This is a genomic window from Agromyces italicus DSM 16388, from assembly GCF_000421545.1.
GTDB classification, from domain to species: Bacteria; Actinomycetota; Actinomycetes; order Actinomycetales; family Microbacteriaceae; genus Agromyces; species Agromyces italicus.
Genome location: NZ_ATXF01000004.1, coordinates 181967 through 198349, shown reverse-complemented (window position 1 = coordinate 198349; position 16383 = coordinate 181967). Strand labels below are relative to the sequence as shown.

At 69.6% G+C, this 16383-nt stretch carries 14 protein-coding genes; 8 read left to right on the top strand and 6 right to left on the bottom strand.

The features are described 5' to 3' along the window. The first annotated feature begins 26 nt into the window (after positions 1-26). Entirely contained in the window at positions 27-995 is a 969-nt protein-coding gene (locus tag H516_RS17660) for an alpha/beta fold hydrolase (RefSeq protein WP_022887925.1), read from the top strand. 24 nt (positions 996-1019) lie between these two features. Further along, positions 1020-1706 (top strand): hypothetical protein, encoded by a 687-nt coding sequence (locus H516_RS17655; RefSeq protein ID WP_022887924.1) that lies wholly within the window; start codon positions 1020-1022, stop codon positions 1704-1706. A 30-nt stretch (positions 1707-1736) separates the two neighbouring features. Here the strand turns inward: H516_RS17655 and H516_RS0101295 are convergent, their stop codons facing one another. The 5 genes from H516_RS0101295 to H516_RS17645 form a co-directional block, all read right to left on the bottom strand. Then, positions 1737-2396 (bottom strand): response regulator transcription factor, encoded by a 660-nt coding sequence (locus H516_RS0101295; RefSeq protein ID WP_022887923.1) that lies wholly within the window; start codon positions 2394-2396, stop codon positions 1737-1739. A 195-nt stretch (positions 2397-2591) separates the two neighbouring features. After that, complete coding sequence (locus tag H516_RS0101290) at positions 2592-3980, bottom strand: sensor histidine kinase (protein WP_022887922.1); 1389 nt, start codon at positions 3978-3980, stop codon at positions 2592-2594. Then, positions 3970-5502, bottom strand: a complete 1533-nt coding sequence (locus H516_RS17650; protein WP_022887921.1) for a multicopper oxidase family protein — start codon at positions 5500-5502, stop codon at positions 3970-3972. Before H516_RS17650 ends, H516_RS0101290 begins: the two co-directional genes overlap by 11 nt. Positions 5503-5583: 81 nt before the next feature. Further along, entirely contained in the window at positions 5584-6588 is a 1005-nt protein-coding gene (locus H516_RS0101280; RefSeq protein WP_022887920.1) for an Fpg/Nei family DNA glycosylase, read from the bottom strand. A gap of 1 nt (position 6589) precedes the next feature. Next, entirely contained in the window at positions 6590-7114 is a 525-nt protein-coding gene (locus tag H516_RS17645) for a ribose-5-phosphate isomerase (protein ID WP_022887919.1), read from the bottom strand. Between the two features lie 169 nt (positions 7115-7283). Here H516_RS17645 and H516_RS21060 point away from each other — a divergent pair, with 169 nt between their 5' ends. Next, positions 7284-7907, top strand: coding sequence for a nucleotidyltransferase domain-containing protein (locus tag H516_RS21060; protein ID WP_022887918.1), 624 nt, complete (start codon positions 7284-7286; stop codon positions 7905-7907). A gap of 433 nt (positions 7908-8340) precedes the next feature. Here H516_RS21060 and H516_RS0101260 read toward each other — a convergent pair whose 3' ends face one another. Further along, positions 8341-9342, bottom strand: coding sequence for a DUF2332 domain-containing protein (locus H516_RS0101260; protein WP_022887916.1), 1002 nt, complete (start codon positions 9340-9342; stop codon positions 8341-8343). Between the two features lie 327 nt (positions 9343-9669). Here H516_RS0101260 and pepN point away from each other — a divergent pair, with 327 nt between their 5' ends. The 5 genes from pepN (at position 9670) to H516_RS0101235 (ending at position 16261) form a co-directional block, all read left to right on the top strand. After that, on the top strand, positions 9670-12240 hold the full coding sequence (gene pepN / locus H516_RS0101255; protein WP_022887915.1) for an aminopeptidase N: 2571 nt from the start codon (positions 9670-9672) through the stop codon (positions 12238-12240). Between the two features lie 170 nt (positions 12241-12410). After that, positions 12411-13322: an ABC transporter ATP-binding protein gene (locus H516_RS0101250; protein WP_022887914.1), complete on the top strand. Its 912-nt coding sequence runs from the start codon at positions 12411-12413 to the stop codon at positions 13320-13322. After that, on the top strand, positions 13319-14185 hold the full coding sequence (locus H516_RS0101245) for an ABC transporter permease (protein WP_022887913.1): 867 nt from the start codon (positions 13319-13321) through the stop codon (positions 14183-14185). Before H516_RS0101250 ends, H516_RS0101245 begins: the two co-directional genes overlap by 4 nt. Before the next feature lie 10 nt (positions 14186-14195). Further along, a complete protein-coding gene (locus H516_RS17635) occupies positions 14196-15554 on the top strand; it encodes a sensor histidine kinase (protein WP_245561687.1) in 1359 nt (452 codons plus the stop codon). Further along, the gene (locus H516_RS0101235) at positions 15551-16261 is read left to right on the top strand and encodes a response regulator transcription factor (RefSeq protein ID WP_022887911.1); all 711 of its coding nucleotides are present in this window, start codon (positions 15551-15553) and stop codon (positions 16259-16261) included. The genes H516_RS17635 and H516_RS0101235 overlap by 4 nt, the downstream gene beginning before the upstream one ends. The last annotated feature ends 122 nt before the right edge of the window (positions 16262-16383 follow it).

The window sequence follows — 16383 nt, the reverse complement described above, 5'->3', positions numbered from 1 at the left end:
ACGGGCCCGGGTGCAGAATTGCCGGTATGACGGCGGATGCATCCGGGCCCGAGCCGTCTCCGCATGCGGTGCACGCCGAGGCGGGCTCGACGCGGCACCGCGCGCGCAAGACGCCCCGGCGCCCGCAGTCGACGCTCGCGGAGCGCTGGACGACCGTCGACGGGCTCGATGTCTTCTACCGCGAGTCGCCCTCCCCGCCGGTCGGCGCCCCGGCGGTCATGCACCTGCACGGGTTCGGGCTCTCCGGCCACTACCTGCTGCCGACCGCCGAGCTCCTCGCCGACGACTTCCACACGCTCGTTCCCGACCTGCCCGGGTTCGGTCGAAGCGCCCGCCGATCGCGCTCGAACCTGACGCTGACGTCGCTCGCCGACGCGGCCGCCCGGTTCCTCGACGACCGTGGCATCGAGAAGGCCTCCCTCGTCGGCAATTCGATGGGCTGCCCGGTCATCTGCGAGTTCGGCCACCGCCACCCCGACCGCCTCGCGCGAGCGATGCTCGTCTCCCCCGCCGGCGGCTACCACAATCAGCCGCTCGTGCGTGCGATGGCCCAACTCGCGCGCGACGGCGGACGCGAACCGAAGCGGATGGTCCGCGTCGCCGCGCCCGACTACCTGAAGTTCGGCGTCGCGAGCACGGTCAAGATGTTCGGCGCATTGACCCGGTACCCGACGCTCGAACGACTCCTGTCGCTGTCCGCACCGATCCTCGCCGTGATCGGTGACCGCGACCCGTTGATGCCCGACCCCGCCCGCGTGCACGACGTCGTCCGCCACGCAGGCACCGACGTCACCGTCGTCGTGATGGTGGGCGCCGCCCACGCCATCAACTTCAGCCATCCGGGCGAGCTCGCGCACATCATCCGCCGATTCATGGCCGATGAGCCGATCACCGACGACGTTGATTCGCCCGGCGCTACGAGGGTCGTCGAGCTGCACCGCGGCGGGCACCGCCCGCCGGCGGCTGAGGGTGGCGGGCCGAGGATGGCGGGTTGATCGGCGCGGGTGCACAATGCGGACATGGCGACCGTCGTTCCGGGCCACGAACCGCCCGACCGCGGTGACACCGCATCGTTGAGCGATGCGCAGAAGGCGCTGCGCACCCAGATGCTCGCGACCGAGCACTGGAGCCTGCTCGCGTCGAGGAGCACCACGCAGAGCGAGGTACTCACGCGCATCGCGATCTTCCTCACCCTCGTGTCGGCAGGCCTCGTCTCGCTCGGCGTGCTCGGCAACGCGACCGGCTTCCGCGGCTGGTTCGGCGTGGCCGCGATCGGCGTGCTCGCCCTGCTCGTGCTGCTGGGGGTGATCACACAACTGCGGGCGTTCAACACCGCGGCCGAGGATCTCGTCTACGTGCTCGCGATGAACCGTCTGCGGCGCGCCTACCTCGATCTCGACCCGGGGATCGCCCGGTACTTCCTGACCGGGACCACCGACGACGAGACCGGGGCGAAGATCACCAACTTCCCCTTCGCGACTCGCGATCGTTCTCAGGTGTTCGCGAGTTCGATGATGGTCATGCTCGTCGTGAACACCGCGCTCGTCGGCATGTTCGTCGGCGCCGTGGTCTTCGCACTCAGCGCCTCGCTCGGATGGGCGATCGCGGCCGGAACGGTCATCGCCATCGCGCAGTTCGTCGTGTGGATGGTGCGCGGCTACCGCAGCTACCGCGGGACGCTCGACGCACATTCGCCGCTTCGCTGAGCGATTCGCCGAACCGGGCTCGACCAGCGGTCAGCGCTGCAGCCAGGTGAGAACGGCGAGCACCCGACGGTGATCGGTGCCCGAGTCTTCGAGGCCCAGTTTCTGGAAGATCGAGGTGACGTTCTTCTCGACCGCGCCGACCCCGATGAACAACTGCTTCGCGATGCCGGCGTTCGTGCGCCCCTCGGCCATGAGCTCCATGACCTCGCGTTCGCGAGGCGTGAGCGAGGCCAGCGGATCGCTGCGCCGCGAGAGCAGTTCGCGCACGACCTGCGGATCGAGCACGGTGCCGCCCTCGCTCACCCGTGCGACCGCGTCTTCGAGCTCGTCGAGCGAGACGACCCGATCTTTCAGGAGGTAGCCCATGCCCCCCTCCCCCGAGGAGAGCAGTTCGTGGGCGTACGTGCCCTCGACGTACTGGCTGAGCAGCAGCACCCCGAGCTTCGGACGCCGACGGCGAAGCTCGATCGCGGCGCGCACGCCCTCATCGCGGAAGGTCGGCGGCATGCGCACATCGAGCACCGCGAGGTCGGGGTCGGTCTCATCGATCGCGGCGAGCAGCGAGTCGGCCTCGCCGTACGCGGCCACCGTCTCGAATCCCGCCTCGTCGAAGAGGCGCACGAGGCCCTCGCGGAGGAGCACCGAGTCTTCGGCGAGCACGATTCGGAGAGGCCGGGCACGGTCGGTCATGCCCTCACACTATCGACGGGGTGCGGATGCCTCTCGAAACCGTGTGCGCCGACGGATGGTTTCGAGACGCGTCCTCCCCCGTCGGGCGCTCCTCAACCCACGGGTTTCGAGACGCGTCCTCCCCCGTCGGGCGCTCCTCAACCCACGGGTTTCGAGACGCGTCCTCCCCCGTCGGGCGCTCCTCAACCCACGGATCTACGCCACCGGCGTGTACGGGATGTGCGCCCCGATCGACGTCGGTCCGCCGACGGGACTGTCGACGACGAAGACTCCTTGCAGGCCCTGCACACGATCGGCGAGCCCCGCGAGCCCGTGACCCGGCAGCGTCGATGCGCCGCCACGCCCGTTATCGGTCACCCAGAGGTCGAGCCAGTGCCCCGCCTCGCCGGTGTCGCGCGTCGACACGACGAGACGCACGCCCGTGGCCTCGGCATGCTTCGCCGCATTCGTGAGCAGCTCGGCGACCACGAAGTAGGCGTTGCGTTCGATCGGCGCGGGCAGCGAGGCATCCGGCAGTGCGATCTCGACCTCGACCGGGACGGGGCTGCGCGACGCGAGCGAGCGCAGTCCGACCGCGAGACCGCGGTCCTGCAGGATGGGCGGGGCGAAGCCCCGCGAGAGTGCACGCAGCTCGTCGAGGGTCTCACGGGCCTGGTCGCGCGCCTCGCCGAGCAGTTCGCGCGCCGACTCGGGGTCGCGCTCGAGCTTGCGTTCGATCGCGGCGAGGTCCATCTGGAGGCGCACGAGTCGCTGCTGGGGGCCGTCGTGGATGTCGCGCTCGAGACGCCGCAGCGAGGCATCCTCGGCCTGCACCGCCGCGCCCCGCGAAGCGGCCAGCTGAACGACCTCGCGCTCGAGCGCCTCCGAACGCCACGCGCCGAGCATTCCGCGAGCGATGACGTCGTGCAGCACCGTGAGGCCGCGGAAGACGAGCGGCAGGGTCGAGAGGAAGATGACCCCGACGACGAACTCGAACACGGCCTCGCCGACGCGGGGGTCGATCTGCCACGTGTTGCCCGGGAACACGAAGTCCGTCACGACGTCGTGGAGCCAGAAGTCGTCGTCACCGCGACCGTCGGGAAGGTAGCGCTGCCAGATCCACCCCGTCGTGCCGCCGAGCGCTGCCGAGGTCCACGCGATCGTGATGCTCCAGCTGATGACGCTCACGATCGGGTTCACGACCATGCCGTGCAGCAGGTACAACCAGTAGTGGCCGTCGACGAACGGTGCGAAGGTCGCACGCCAGAAGCCCTGCTCGCGATCTCCGCGCCCCCACGCCGGCTGGATCGTCTCGGGGCGGCCCGCCCACCGGAGGCGCACGAGTTCGAGCGCGCCGAACCCGCGCGCCATGAACAGCGAGGCGACGAGGATGAAGACGCCGAAGACGAGCACGATCAGGCCCAGCCCGGTGAAGAACATCGTCGAGAGCAGCACGAGGCCGGTGATGGCGATGGGCATCGTGAGGATGAGGAAGCCGAATTCGCGTGGCACGCTCGCCCACATCGACCAGTACCCACGGCGGCGCGACGGCCGCTCCGTCGATGCGATCGGGCTCGGTCGTGCGTTCGTCGATTCAGTGCTCATGGTTGGTTCCTCCAGTCATCGTGGCAGACTGCCCCGGCTCGACGACGGCGAACTGGCCCATCATGCCCTGATCCTCGTGCCACAGCAGGTGGCAGTGGTACATGTACGGCGTGTCGGAGTCGGCGTAGTCCTCGAAGCGCATCAGCAGTTCGTACTCGGTCTCGGGTTCGGTGAAGATCGTGTCCTTCCAGCCCGCCAGTTCGGGTGGCGGCGCCTGCCCGTCGATCGTGGCGATGCGGAACTGCACGTCGTGCACGTGGAAGCTGTGCGGCACCTGGGTCGCGTTGTCGACGACCCAGCGCTCGAGCGTGTCGACGGTCACCGTCTCGTCGACGCGGCCCATGTCCATCGCCTTGCCGTTGATCTCGAAGCTGTCGCTCAGTTCGAAACGGCGCGTCGTGACGACCTCGGACTCGTCGTAGTCTGCGATCCTGTTGAGCTGCGCCGGCACCTCGAGCGCCGGGTCGAGCGCGTCGGCGGCACGCACCTCGAGCACGTCGAACGCGTCGCTGCCGCCGTTGGTGTCGGCGACCGGGCCGACGAGCCCCGCGATCTCGGGCGTCATCTTGGACTGCAGCACGACGCGTTCGCCGGGGGTCACGCGCAGCAGCACCTCTGCCCGCTCACCCGGTGAGAGGCGTACGTGATCGAGGTCCACGGATGTCTCGAGGAGGCCCCCGTCGGAGGCGATGAGTTGCACGGGGCGGGCATCGCTCCACGTGAAGGCGTAGGTCCGAGCGGTCGACGCGTTGAGCAGCCGCAGCCGGACGAGTTCGTCGCTCACCTCGAGGTACGGGCTGCGGGTGCCGTTGACGATGAGTTCGTCGCCGATGCCGCCCGCGTAGGTGCGCCGCTTCGACTCCTGCTCGCCCTCGGCGGAGAAGCCCGTGTCCTGCACGATCACGGGGATGTCGTCGACGCCGTACTCCCCCGGCAGGCCGAGCGAGCGCTCGTGCTCGTCATGGAGGATGAACATGCCGGCGAGGCCACGGGCGACGTGGTCTTCGGTCTCGCCGTGCGGGTGCGGGTGGTACCAGAGCGTCGCCGCCTGCTGGTCGATATCCCACTCGGGCGACCACGTGGCATCCGGTTCGACCATCTGGTGCGGGCCGCCGTCCATCTCGGGAGGCAGGTGCATGCCGTGCCAGTGCACGGTCGTCGGCTCGTCGAGCGAGTTCGTCATGTCGACGCGCACGTGCTCGCCGCGGTCGGCGACGAGGGTCGGGCCGAGGTAGGTGCCGTTGAAGCCCCAGGTGTCGCTCGGCTCGCCCGGCTCGAACTCGGTGGCGCCCGCCTGCGCCTCGAGCGAGAAGACGCGAGTTCCGTCGGCGTCGACGGTCGACTCGGCGAGCGGCGGGATGGCGAGCGGGCGGTCGAAGTCGACCTCGCCGACGGTCGAGATAGGGCCCGGCGTGACGATGCCGCACCCCGCGAAGGCGAGGGCGACGAGCCCGCCTGCGGCGAGGGCCGCGATGGCGCTGCCGATCGCGGCGCGCGGCCGACGGAGACGTGTCTGAAGCATGACTCCAGCCTCGCGAGCGATGCCGCGCCGCCCCACCCGGCGGGCGCCCCGATCGCGTCGGGGGTTATCCCCCGCTCGACCTCACGCCTGGCACGACGGGCACCAGTAGAGCTTCCGAGCAGCCATCTCCTCGAGCACGATGTTCGTGCCGCAGACCCGGCACGGCAGGCCTTCGCGCTTGTACACCCAGTGCCGGTCGTCGCGGCTCGCCATCGCGGCGCGGTACGCCTCGGGGTCGAGGTCGTCCATGGTCATCATCTGCCCGGTCTCGACGCCGATGCGCAAGAGTTTCGCCCAGTCGCGCCAGAGCCCGCGCACGAGCTCCTCGGGCACCTGCCTGCCGGGCGTGTGCGGGTTCAGACGGGCCCGGAACAGCAGCTCGGCCCGGTAGACGTTGCCGATGCCGGCGACCACGTTCTGATCCATGAGCAGCAGCCCGATGGGTGTGGGCTTCTTGCGGACGACGCTCGTGAAGCGCTCTTCGGCGCCCTTGCCGGGGTCGAGCAGCGGGTCGGGGCCGAGCTTCGCGACCGTCGCCTCGACCTGCGCCGGGTCGAGCACCTCGCACGCGGTCGGCCCGCGAAGGTCGGCGCAGATCGTGTCGGTGAGCAGGCGCACCCGCACCTGCCCGATCGGCTCGGGCGGAAAGGTGTCGAGGCCGTTGCCCTCCTTCTCGGATTCCGACATGCGCAACCGGGTCTTGCGGGGCGCCCCGATCGAGTGCAGCGAGTTCTCGCCCGCCGAGTCGAAGACGACGGCGTCGGGGTTCGGCGCGTCGAGAAAGGTTCCGCGCTGGTTGGTCTGCCCCATGCGTCCGTTCGCCGATGCGATCGTGGCATCCATCAGGATGTCGCCCGCGAAGTCCCACGCACCGTACATGCCGAGGTGCACGCGCAGCCAGACGTCGCCCTCGAAGCCGAGGAACATCTGCTTTCCGACCGCGCGCGCGTCGATCATGCGCCGCCCGTCGATCTCGGCGGCGCCGACCGCGAAGCGGCCCTGCGGGCTCGAGGCGTGCACCACATGCCCGACGAAGTTGCGCTCGAACTGCCGGGTGATGCGGTGGACGGAGTGACCCTCGGGCACGTCAGCGCTGTTCGCTGGTTGAGCCTGTCGAAGCCGCCGTGACATCCACGCCCTTGCCGGCGATGTCGCCCGTCGTCTCGTACTCGGCGAGCTGCGCGATGCGGCGCACGTGACGCTCGTCGCCCGAGAACGGCTCGGCGATGAACGCGTCGATGTAGCGGATGGCCTCTTCGACGGTGTGCTGGCGGGCGCCGATCGAGATGACGTTGGCGTCGTTGTGCTCGCGTGCGAGGATCGCGGTGTCCATGCTCCAGACGAGGGCGGCGCGGATGCCCGGCACCTTGTTCGCGGCGATCTGCTCGCCGTTGCCCGATCCGCCGAACACGACGCCGAGCGCCTTGACGCCGGCGGCCTGGTCGCGGGCGACGCCGAGCGCGGCGTTGATGCAGAACGCCGGGTAGTCGTCGAGCGCGTCGTACTCGACCGGGCCGTGGTCGATCACCTCGTGGCCGCCGTTCGAGAGATGAGCATTCAGGGTCCGGCTGAACTCGAGGCCGGCATGGTCGGTCGCGATGTGGATGCGCATGCAGCAATTCTACGGATTCGGCACCCACGTGACGGCGCGTCCGTGCGGTTGCGCCCAGGGCTTCGCCGCATGATGCACGATTCCCGGTATGGTGCACGTTGTAGTCATGTGGCGTCGGAACTTCATCATTTGATGCATGAATGTGGTCATTCGGCGGTAGAATCTGGTCATGCACCTGGGCCACCCGGCATACGACGTCCTGGGCGAGAGCGATGCCCGCGTTCTGCGCCAACTCGACGTACTCGGCGACGGCGCATCCGGGCGTCGAATTCAGCAACTTTCGGGGGTGGCGAGCCTGCGTACCGTTCAGCGCATTCTCGAACGTCTCGAATCGGTGGGCCTCGTCGACGTCCAGCCAATCGGCCGAGCCAACAGATACTCGTTGAACCGCTCGCACATCCTCTGGCAGCCGATCTCACTCCTGCTCGACGGATCCGCGCGAGCCCAGACCGAGATCGCGCGCATCATCGAAGACGTCTACGGCGAGCACATCCGCCACGCCGTCCTGTACGGGTCGTTCGCGCGAGCTGACGCCGGCAGCGACTCCGACATCGATGTGCTGATCGTTTGGGCCGACGAGGTGGACCTCGATTGCCGGCTCGAGATGGTCGGCGAAGCCGCCCTTCGGGTCGAGCGTGCAACCGGCAACCGTGCGCAGTTCCTCTCCGTCGACTCGAGCGAACTCGCAGCACTGATTGATGCCGAAGAGCCGCTCATCGCGTCGATCCGCGACGAAGGCATCGCTCTGACGGGGTCGACCGACATTCGTCGCCTGCTCAGGGCCGGCCGATGAGCCAGCGTCGCACGCCCATGGGCCGAGCCGATGTGCTCGCGCGACAGGCGCAGGCTCGCGCATTCCTCGACTCCGCTCGACTCGTCGATGAGTTCGGCGCCGATGCATCGATCGAACCGCTGGGCAACACCGTCGCATCGCAGTTCTCGCTGGCATCGCCGCGAGCGACGCGATCTGCGGCGCGGAGGTCGGCGAACGGGCCGGCGAGAACCACGTCGATGCGGTGAAACTGTTGCGGCAAGTCACGCCGGGAAGGTCATGCGCCGCACAACTGCAACGGCTCCTCGATGCGAAGCCCGAGTCCCACTATTCAGCGAGGCTCGTTACCATGGCTCGAGCCCTCGACCTCGTCGAACAGGCCGCACGACTCGTCGACGAGATGGACGCCGTCATTCGACGTAGATTCGGGTGAGCACCTGGCGGCACTCGTCGCTCAGGGATTCGGCACCCAGGTGAGCGCGCGCCCGTGCGGTTGCGCCCAGGCGCGCTGCACCCCGTCGAGGGCGAGCACGAAGTCGGTCGAGTCGTTCGGCACGTCGTCGCGCACCCGGATACCGGGGACGATCGACCGGCCCTCGACCGACAACCAGTGCCCGGGCAGCGTGCGAACCGTCTCGACGAAGCCGGCGCGTGCGGGCTCGTCGAGGTAGGCGATGACGGCCGTGTGGAACACGACGAGGGTGGCGTCGCCGGGCGCCTCCGCGGCGAGCGCGGCGAGCCGTTCGTTGAGGTCGCCCGCGACGAGGTGCGGCGGGTCGGCGGCGACGATGGATGCCGCGGCGCGAAGCCGTTCGCGGCGGTCGTCGTGCTCGGGCCAGATGAGCGCGTCGAGCCAGGCGAGGTCGTCGGGGTTCGTCACGTCGAGCGGGTTGAGGTCGATGCCGGCGCGCCAGACGACGTCGGGCAGGTGCGTGGGCACGGGCACCGGCGCGGTTCCGCGGGTCTCGCGGGTCTCGCAGTCGAGGATGACGCGGCTCGCGCCGTCGGCGGGGTCGAGTCGCTCGCGACCGGCGTACCGGTAGCCGTACCGGTCGGGGTAGAGGCACAGGCCTGCCGAGGCGCCGACCTCGAGCAGCGCGAGCGGGCCGTCGATCTCGGCGAGCGCGGGCACGTGCAGCGCGCAGCGGCCGGCCTCGTTCGTCTGGGTGGCGTGCGTCTCGGCGGTGTGTCGCACGGGCGGCCAGTGCTCGCGCAGCCAATTCTTGAAGGCGTCGTAGGGCGCCGGCTCGGCGCCGTTGAACCGTGCCGCCGAGAAGACGAGGTTCGGCTGACGCTTCGCCGGCGGCAGCTCGTCGATGAGCGCGATCGTCGCCGGGTCGCCGGCGACGCCGAGCGCCCACGCGTCGTACGTCTTCGACATGCCGCGCGCCTCGACCTCGGCGAATGCACGGTAGCGCTCAGCGGTCGGGGCCTCGTTGTCGACGGATGTGCGCATGGGTGAAGGCTACGCCTGTCGCGAACACGACCGTCGCCTGGCGGCGTGACGAGAATTGTCACGCATTCGCGCAGCAGACCCCGCGAACAGCGCGCGACCGGGCATGCAACTCAGAAACCCCACGGTTCGAGCACGAGTGCGAGCAATATCGTAAGCATCCCTGTCGGGGTGAAACGACCAATGTCTGACACTGAGACGCAAACGAGATTTTCGAAGCCGCAGGTCTCGATTCCCTCCCCCGTCGCTACTCGACCGGCGCATGCGAGGGCTAGGCTGGAACGCGTTGCCTGCGGCCACGAGCCGCGTCGATATTGCGAAGGAGCGCACGTGCCCGGAGAGAACCTCACCCGACTCGAAGCCGAGGAGCGCGCAGCGCTCGTGACGGTGCACGACTACGACGTCGTGCTCGACGTCACCGTCGGCCCGGAGGTGTTCACGACCACCACGACCGTGCGCTTCGCCGCGGCTACGCCGGGCGCCTCGACCTTCATCGACGCGATCACGGCGGCAGTGCACTCCGTCACCCTCAACGGCGTCGCACTCGACCCCGCCGAGGTGAGCGACGGCGTGCGCATCCAACTGCCGAACTTGCAGGCCGAGAACGTGCTCGTCGTCGAGGCCGACGGCCGCTACATGAACACCGGCGAGGGCCTGCACCGCTTCGTCGACCCCGCCGACGGCGAGGTCTACCTCTATACCCAGTTCGAGGTGCCCGACTCGCGCCGCATGTTCGCCGTGTTCGAGCAGCCCGACCTCAAGGCCGCCTTCACGTTCACGGTCACGGCGCCGTCGCACTGGCAGGTCGTGTCGAACATGCCGACGCCCGAACCCGTCGTGCACCCGTCGGGCCGCCGCGCCGACGACGTCTCGACCGCCACCTGGGCGTTCGAGCCCACGCACCGCATCTCGAGCTACATCACGGCGCTCGTCGCAGGACCCTACGACGTCGTGCGCGACGAGCTCACGAGTAGCGACGGCCGCGTCATCCCTCTCGGCGTGTTCAGCCGCAAGAGCCTGTCGCAGTACCTCGACGCCGACTACATCTTCGAGAAGACGAAGCAGGGCTTCGAGTACTTCGAGCAGAAGTTCGACGTGCCCTACCCCTTCACCAAGTACGACCAGCTCTTCGTGCCCGAGTACAACGCCGGCGCGATGGAGAACGCGGGCGCGGTCACCTTCACCGAGGTGTACGTCTTCCGCTCGAAGGTGACCGACGCGATCAAGGAGCGTCGCGTCGTCACGATCCTGCACGAGCTCGCGCACATGTGGTTCGGCGACCTCGTCACCATGAAGTGGTGGAACGACCTGTGGCTGAACGAGTCGTTCGCCGAGTGGGCGTCGACCATCGCCACCGCCGAGGCCACCGAGTGGCACCACGCGTGGACGACGTTCAACTCGATGGAGAAGAGCTGGGCATACCGTCAAGACCAGCTGCCGTCGACGCACCCGATCACAGCCTCGATCCGCGACCTCGAAGACGTGCTCGTCAACTTCGACGGCATCACGTACGCCAAGGGCGGATCGGTGCTGAAGCAGCTCGCCGCCTGGGTCGGCATCGAGGCGTTCTTCACGGGCGTCTCGGCGTACTTCAAGAAGCACGCGTGGGGCAACACGACCCTCGCCGACCTGCTCTCGGAGCTCGAGGTCGCGAGCGGCCGCGATCTGTCGGGCTGGTCGAAGCTGTGGCTCGAGACCGCGGGCGTCAACACCCTGCGCCCTGAAATTCAGACGGATGCCTCGGGCACGATCACCTCGTTCACGGTGCTGCAGTCGGCCCACACCGACCACCCGACCATCCGCCCGCACCGCCTCGCGATCGGCTTCTACAACCTGCGCGACGGCAAGCTCGTGCGCGAGCACCGCGTCGAGCTCGACGTCGACGGCGAGCGCACCGAGGTCGCCGAGCTGGTCGGCCTCGCCCGCCCCGACCTCGTGCTGCTCAACGACGACGACCTCGCGTACGCGAAGATCCGCCTCGACGAGGCATCCCAGCAGGTGGCGATCGCGAACCTCTCGAAGATCGAAGACCCGCTCGCCCGCGCCCTGGTCTGGTCGAGCGTCTGGGATGCGACGCGCGACGCCGAGACGAGCGCGAGCGACTACCTCGAGCTCGTGCTCGGCAACATCGCGAGCGAGACCGAGTCGACGACGCTGCGCATCATCCTCGCGAACGCGCAGCTCGCCGCAAGCTCGTACGTCGCGCCCGAGCGCCGCGCCGACGCGCGCCGCACCCTCGCCGACGGGTTCTGGCAGCTCGCGCGCGAGGCCGAGGCCGGCAGCGACGCCCAGTTCCAGTTCGTGAAGTCGTTCGCCGCGATCGCCGAGGCCGGCACCCAGGTCGACGCCCTCGCGGGCCTCTTCGACGGTTCGATCTCGCTCGACGGACTCGACATCGACACCGACCTCGGCTGGGAGCTGCTCATCGCGCTCGTCGCCGCGGGCCGTGCCGGCGATGCCGAGATCGACGCGCGCCTCGCAAGCGACAAGACCGCGACCGGCCAGGAGTCGGCGGCGCACGCCCGTGCCGCGACGCCGACCGCCGAGGGCAAGCAGCGCGCGTGGGACTCGATCGTCGTCGCCGACACCGCGACGAACTCGGTCGTGCGCACGACCGCCGCGGGCTTCGTGCGTGCCGACGACCAGTCGCTGCTCGCGCCGTTCGTCGAGCGCTACTTCGGCAGGCTCACGACCGTGTGGGAGCAGCGCAGCTACGCGATCGCCGAGAAGCTCGTCGAGCTGCTCTACCCCGCCACGCTCGCGAACCCTGAGCTCGTCGGCGCGAGCCACGCGTGGCTCGACGAGAACACCGACGCCGCGCCCGCGCTGCGTCGACTCGTGGTCGAGAACGTCGCCGGCGTCGAGCGCGCCCTCGCCGCGCAGGCGCGCGACGCGCAGTAACGCACCAGGTCGGTCGAGTAGCGACGAAGGAGCGTATCGAGACCACTCCCGGGTGGTCTCGATACGCTTCGCTACTCGACCGACGTGGTACCCCGGTACCACCCACCGCCGCTCCGAACCATTCCCGCGGCGGATGCGCCGCAGGCGGCGGCATCCGTAACGTCGAAGACATGATCACCGCAACCGCGCTCACCAAGCGCTACGGCGCGAAAACCGCCGTCAATGACATCACCTTCACCGTGCGGCCCGGTCAAGTGACCGGGTTCCTCGGGCCGAACGGCGCCGGCAAGTCGACCACGATGCGCATGATCGTCGGACTCGACCGGCCCACCTCCGGCACGGTCGCCGTCGGCGGCAAGCCGTTCGCCGCGTCGCGGGCGCCGCTGCACGAGGTCGGCGCGCTGCTCGACGCGAAGGCGGTGCACACCGGTCGCACCGCCGAGAACCACCTGCTCGCGATGGCGGCGACCCACGGCATCGGCAAGCGACGCGTGCGCGAGGTCATCGAGCTCACCGGCCTCGAGTCGGTCGCCCGCAAGCGCGTCGGCGGCTTCTCGCTCGGTATGGGCCAGCGGCTCGGCATCGCAGCGGCCATGCTCGGCGACCCGTCGACGCTCATCCTCGACGAGCCGGTCAACGGCCTCGACCCGGAGGGCGTGCTCTGGGTGCGCCAGTTCGTGCGCCATCTCGCGGGCGAGGGCCGTACGGTCTTCCTCTCCTCGCACCTCATGAGCGAGATGTCGCAGACCGCCGACCACCTGATCGTGCTCGGACGTGGCGAGATCATCGCCGACGCGCCTGTGGCCGACATCATCGAGGGCGGCACGCGACCCCGGGTGCGCGTGCGCTCACCGCACGCCTCGCAGCTGGCCGAGCTGCTCGCCGCGCCCGAGGTGGCCGTGATCCGCTCGGAGGCGGGCCTGCTCGAGGTGACGGGAGTCGAGGCATCCGGCATCGGCGACCTCGCAGCCCAGCACGGGCTCGCGATCCACGAACTCACCCCGCAGAACGCGTCGCTCGAAGAGGCCTACATGGCCCTCACGGCCGGCGTCGTCGAATACCGTACGGAGGCCGTCCGATGACCACGATCACCCCCACTGCGACCCACCCTTCACAGGGTGGTGTCGACGGGCTCAACCAGCGGGGGCGCCTCACCTTCGGCGGTGTGCTGCGCTCCGAGTGGATCAAGCTGCGGAGCCTGCGCTCGACCGTCTGGTCGTACCTCATCGTCATCGCGATCTCACTCGGCATGGCCCTGCTGATGTCGCTCAGCATGGTCGGCATGAGCAGCGGGGAGGAGATCGACGGCGGCCCGCTGCCGTTCGAGCAGACGCACGAGCTCGTCATGCAGGCCTCGACGTTCGGCGTCTACTTCGGTCAGCTCGTCGTCGGCGTGCTCGGGGTGCTCGTCATCAGCGGCGAGTACTCGACCGGCATGATCCGCTCGACCCTCACGGCCGTGCCGAAGCGCCTGCCGGCGCTCGCCGCCAAGGGCGTCGTGCTGTTCGTCGCCACCTTCGTCGTCGGGATGCTCGCCAACCTCGGCGCGTACCTGACCTCGTCGATCGTGTTCGGCACCGAGCTCGAGTTCTTCGACGCGAACACGCTCCTCACACTCGCGGGCGGTGCGCTCTACCTCGCTCTCGTCGCGGTGTTCGCGCTCGGCGTGGGCGCGATGCTCCGATCGAGCGCGGGCGGCATCGCCACCGTGCTCGGCATCCTGCTGCTGCTGCCGATCGTGCTGCAACTCATTCCGGCCGACTGGGCGCACGACGCCGCCCCGTACCTGCTCCCGAACGCGGGAATGACGATGTTCATGGGGATCGGCGCGGACGAGTCGACGATCGTCGGTCCGAACGCGTGGCAGAGCCTCCTGATCGTGCTGGCGTGGGTGGGGGTCTCCCTCGCCGGCGCAGCCGTGCTCCTGAAGCGCAGGGACGCGTAGAGTCCTGCCTATGACGGAAGCACCGTTCTCCCCCGGCCGCCCGGCTTCTGCGGCCGGGGGAGAACTGCGTCTGCCGAAGCCCCCGGGCGTGATCCGGCAGTTCTGGGCGAGGCATCCGCGCCTCGCCGACTCGCTCATCGCCGCGGCCTACGTCATCCCGACGTTCATCGGGGCGATCGTGATGGCGACCGACTCCCCCGAACCTCCGCTCTGGTCGACGCTGCTGCAGCTCGTCGGGATCGCGCTGGGCGGGGCGGCGCTGCTGTTGTTCCGGCGCAGCCGCCCGTGGCTCGTGATGGGCGTCGCGTGGCTCATCTGCTTCATGGTGTACTCGTTCGGCGCGGTCGACGTCTACCCGATGCTGTTCGCCCTCTACGGGCTCGGGGTCTACCGGTCGACGAAATCGGCCTGGGTCGGCTACGCCGGCTCGGTCGTGGCCTCGACGGCCGCCGCCTACCTGGCGGTCTGGATGGCGACCGACCCCGCGTTCGGCCGACCCGAACTCGAGATCGGCCCGGTCGCCGCATCGTCGCAATACGCCGTGGTGATGCTGATCGCGACCCTCATCGGCGTGACCGTCGGCAACCGCCGCCGATACCTCGACGCGCTCATCGCCCGCGCGCACGACCTCGCGAGGGAGCGCGACCAGCAGGCGCAGCTCGCCGCGATCGCCGAGCGCGCCCGAATCGCCCGCGAGCTCCACGACATCGTCTCCCACGGCCTCACCGTCATGGTGACGCTCGCCGACGGGTCGGCGGCGACCGTCGCACGCGACCCCGAGCGCGCCGCCGAGGTGATGCGGAGCGTCGCGGAGACCGGCCGAGACGCGCTCGGCGAGATGCGCCGGATGCTCGGGGTGCTCACCGGGCCCGACTCCGAACCCGCCGGGCTCGCACCGCAGCCCGGCCTCGGAGCCCTGCCCGAGCTCATCGAGGGGTTCCGCGACACCGGGATGCCGGTGACTCTCACCACCGTCGGAGCGCCCGCCGCCGACGCCGCCACGGGCCTCGCGGTCTACCGGATCGTGCAGGAGGGCCTGACGAACGCGCTCCGCCACGGCGGACGCGCGCACCAGGTCGACGTACTTGTCGCGCATGGCGCCGACGGCGTCGAGATCACGATCGACGACGATGCGCCGTACAGCGGCGATGGCGTGACCACGACTCGCGGCGCAGGTCGGGGGCTCGCCGGGCTCCGCGAGCGAGCCGCGCTGTACGGCGGCACGCTCGAAGCCGGACCCCGACCTGGACGCGGCTGGCGCCTGCACGCGGTGCTCGGGCATCCCGAGGCGACCGCGCTCCCCCGCAATGCACCGAGAAGCACCTCGCACGACTCCCCCGACGACACCGCGAAGGACGACGCCGAATGACCTATGCCGCAGATCAACCGACCGGCCGGCCGATCCGCGTCGGTCTCATCGACGATCAGGCGCTCGTGCGCACCGGATTCCGACTCGTGCTCGACGCCGAGCCGGGCATCGACGTGGTCGGGGAGGCTGCCGACGGCCGCGCCGCGCTCGAACTGGTCGACACGACCGAGGTCGACGTCCTGCTGATGGACGTGCGCATGCCGGGCATGGACGGCATCGCCGCGACCGCTGAGCTGAGCGCGAGACATCCCGAGACCCGCATCATCGTGCTCACCACCTTCGACCTCGACGAGTACGCGTTCGCGGCGATCCGTTCCGGCGCGAGCGGATTCCTGCTGAAGGACGTGCGTCCGCACGAGCTCGTGACCGCGATCCGCACGGTGCACGCGGGCGAGGCCGCCCTCTCACCGCGGGTCACCAGGCGCATGCTCGAACTGTTCGCCGAGGATCTCCCGGGTGGACCCGACGCCCACTCCGCGGCGGCGAGCGTGCCCAGCCCGCTCGACGTGCTCACCGCCCGTGAGCGCGAGATCCTGGAGGCGATCGCCGAGGGTCTCAACAACACCGAGCTCGCCCAACGCTTCTTCCTCTCCGAGTCCACGGTGAAGACGCACGTCGGCCGGGTTCTCCAGAAGCTCGGCGCACGCGACCGCGTGCAGCTCGTCATCATCGCGTACGAGCACGGGATGCGCCCGGCCGTCGAGTAGCGAGGGAGGAGGATCCCGAGGCCTCGCGGCGGGTCTCGAGACGCGTGCTCCTTCGTCGCCCCTCCTCGCCCACCGGAGCGTGCTCGCTAGGCTTGCTGAGCGCACTCGTCACGAAAGGGATC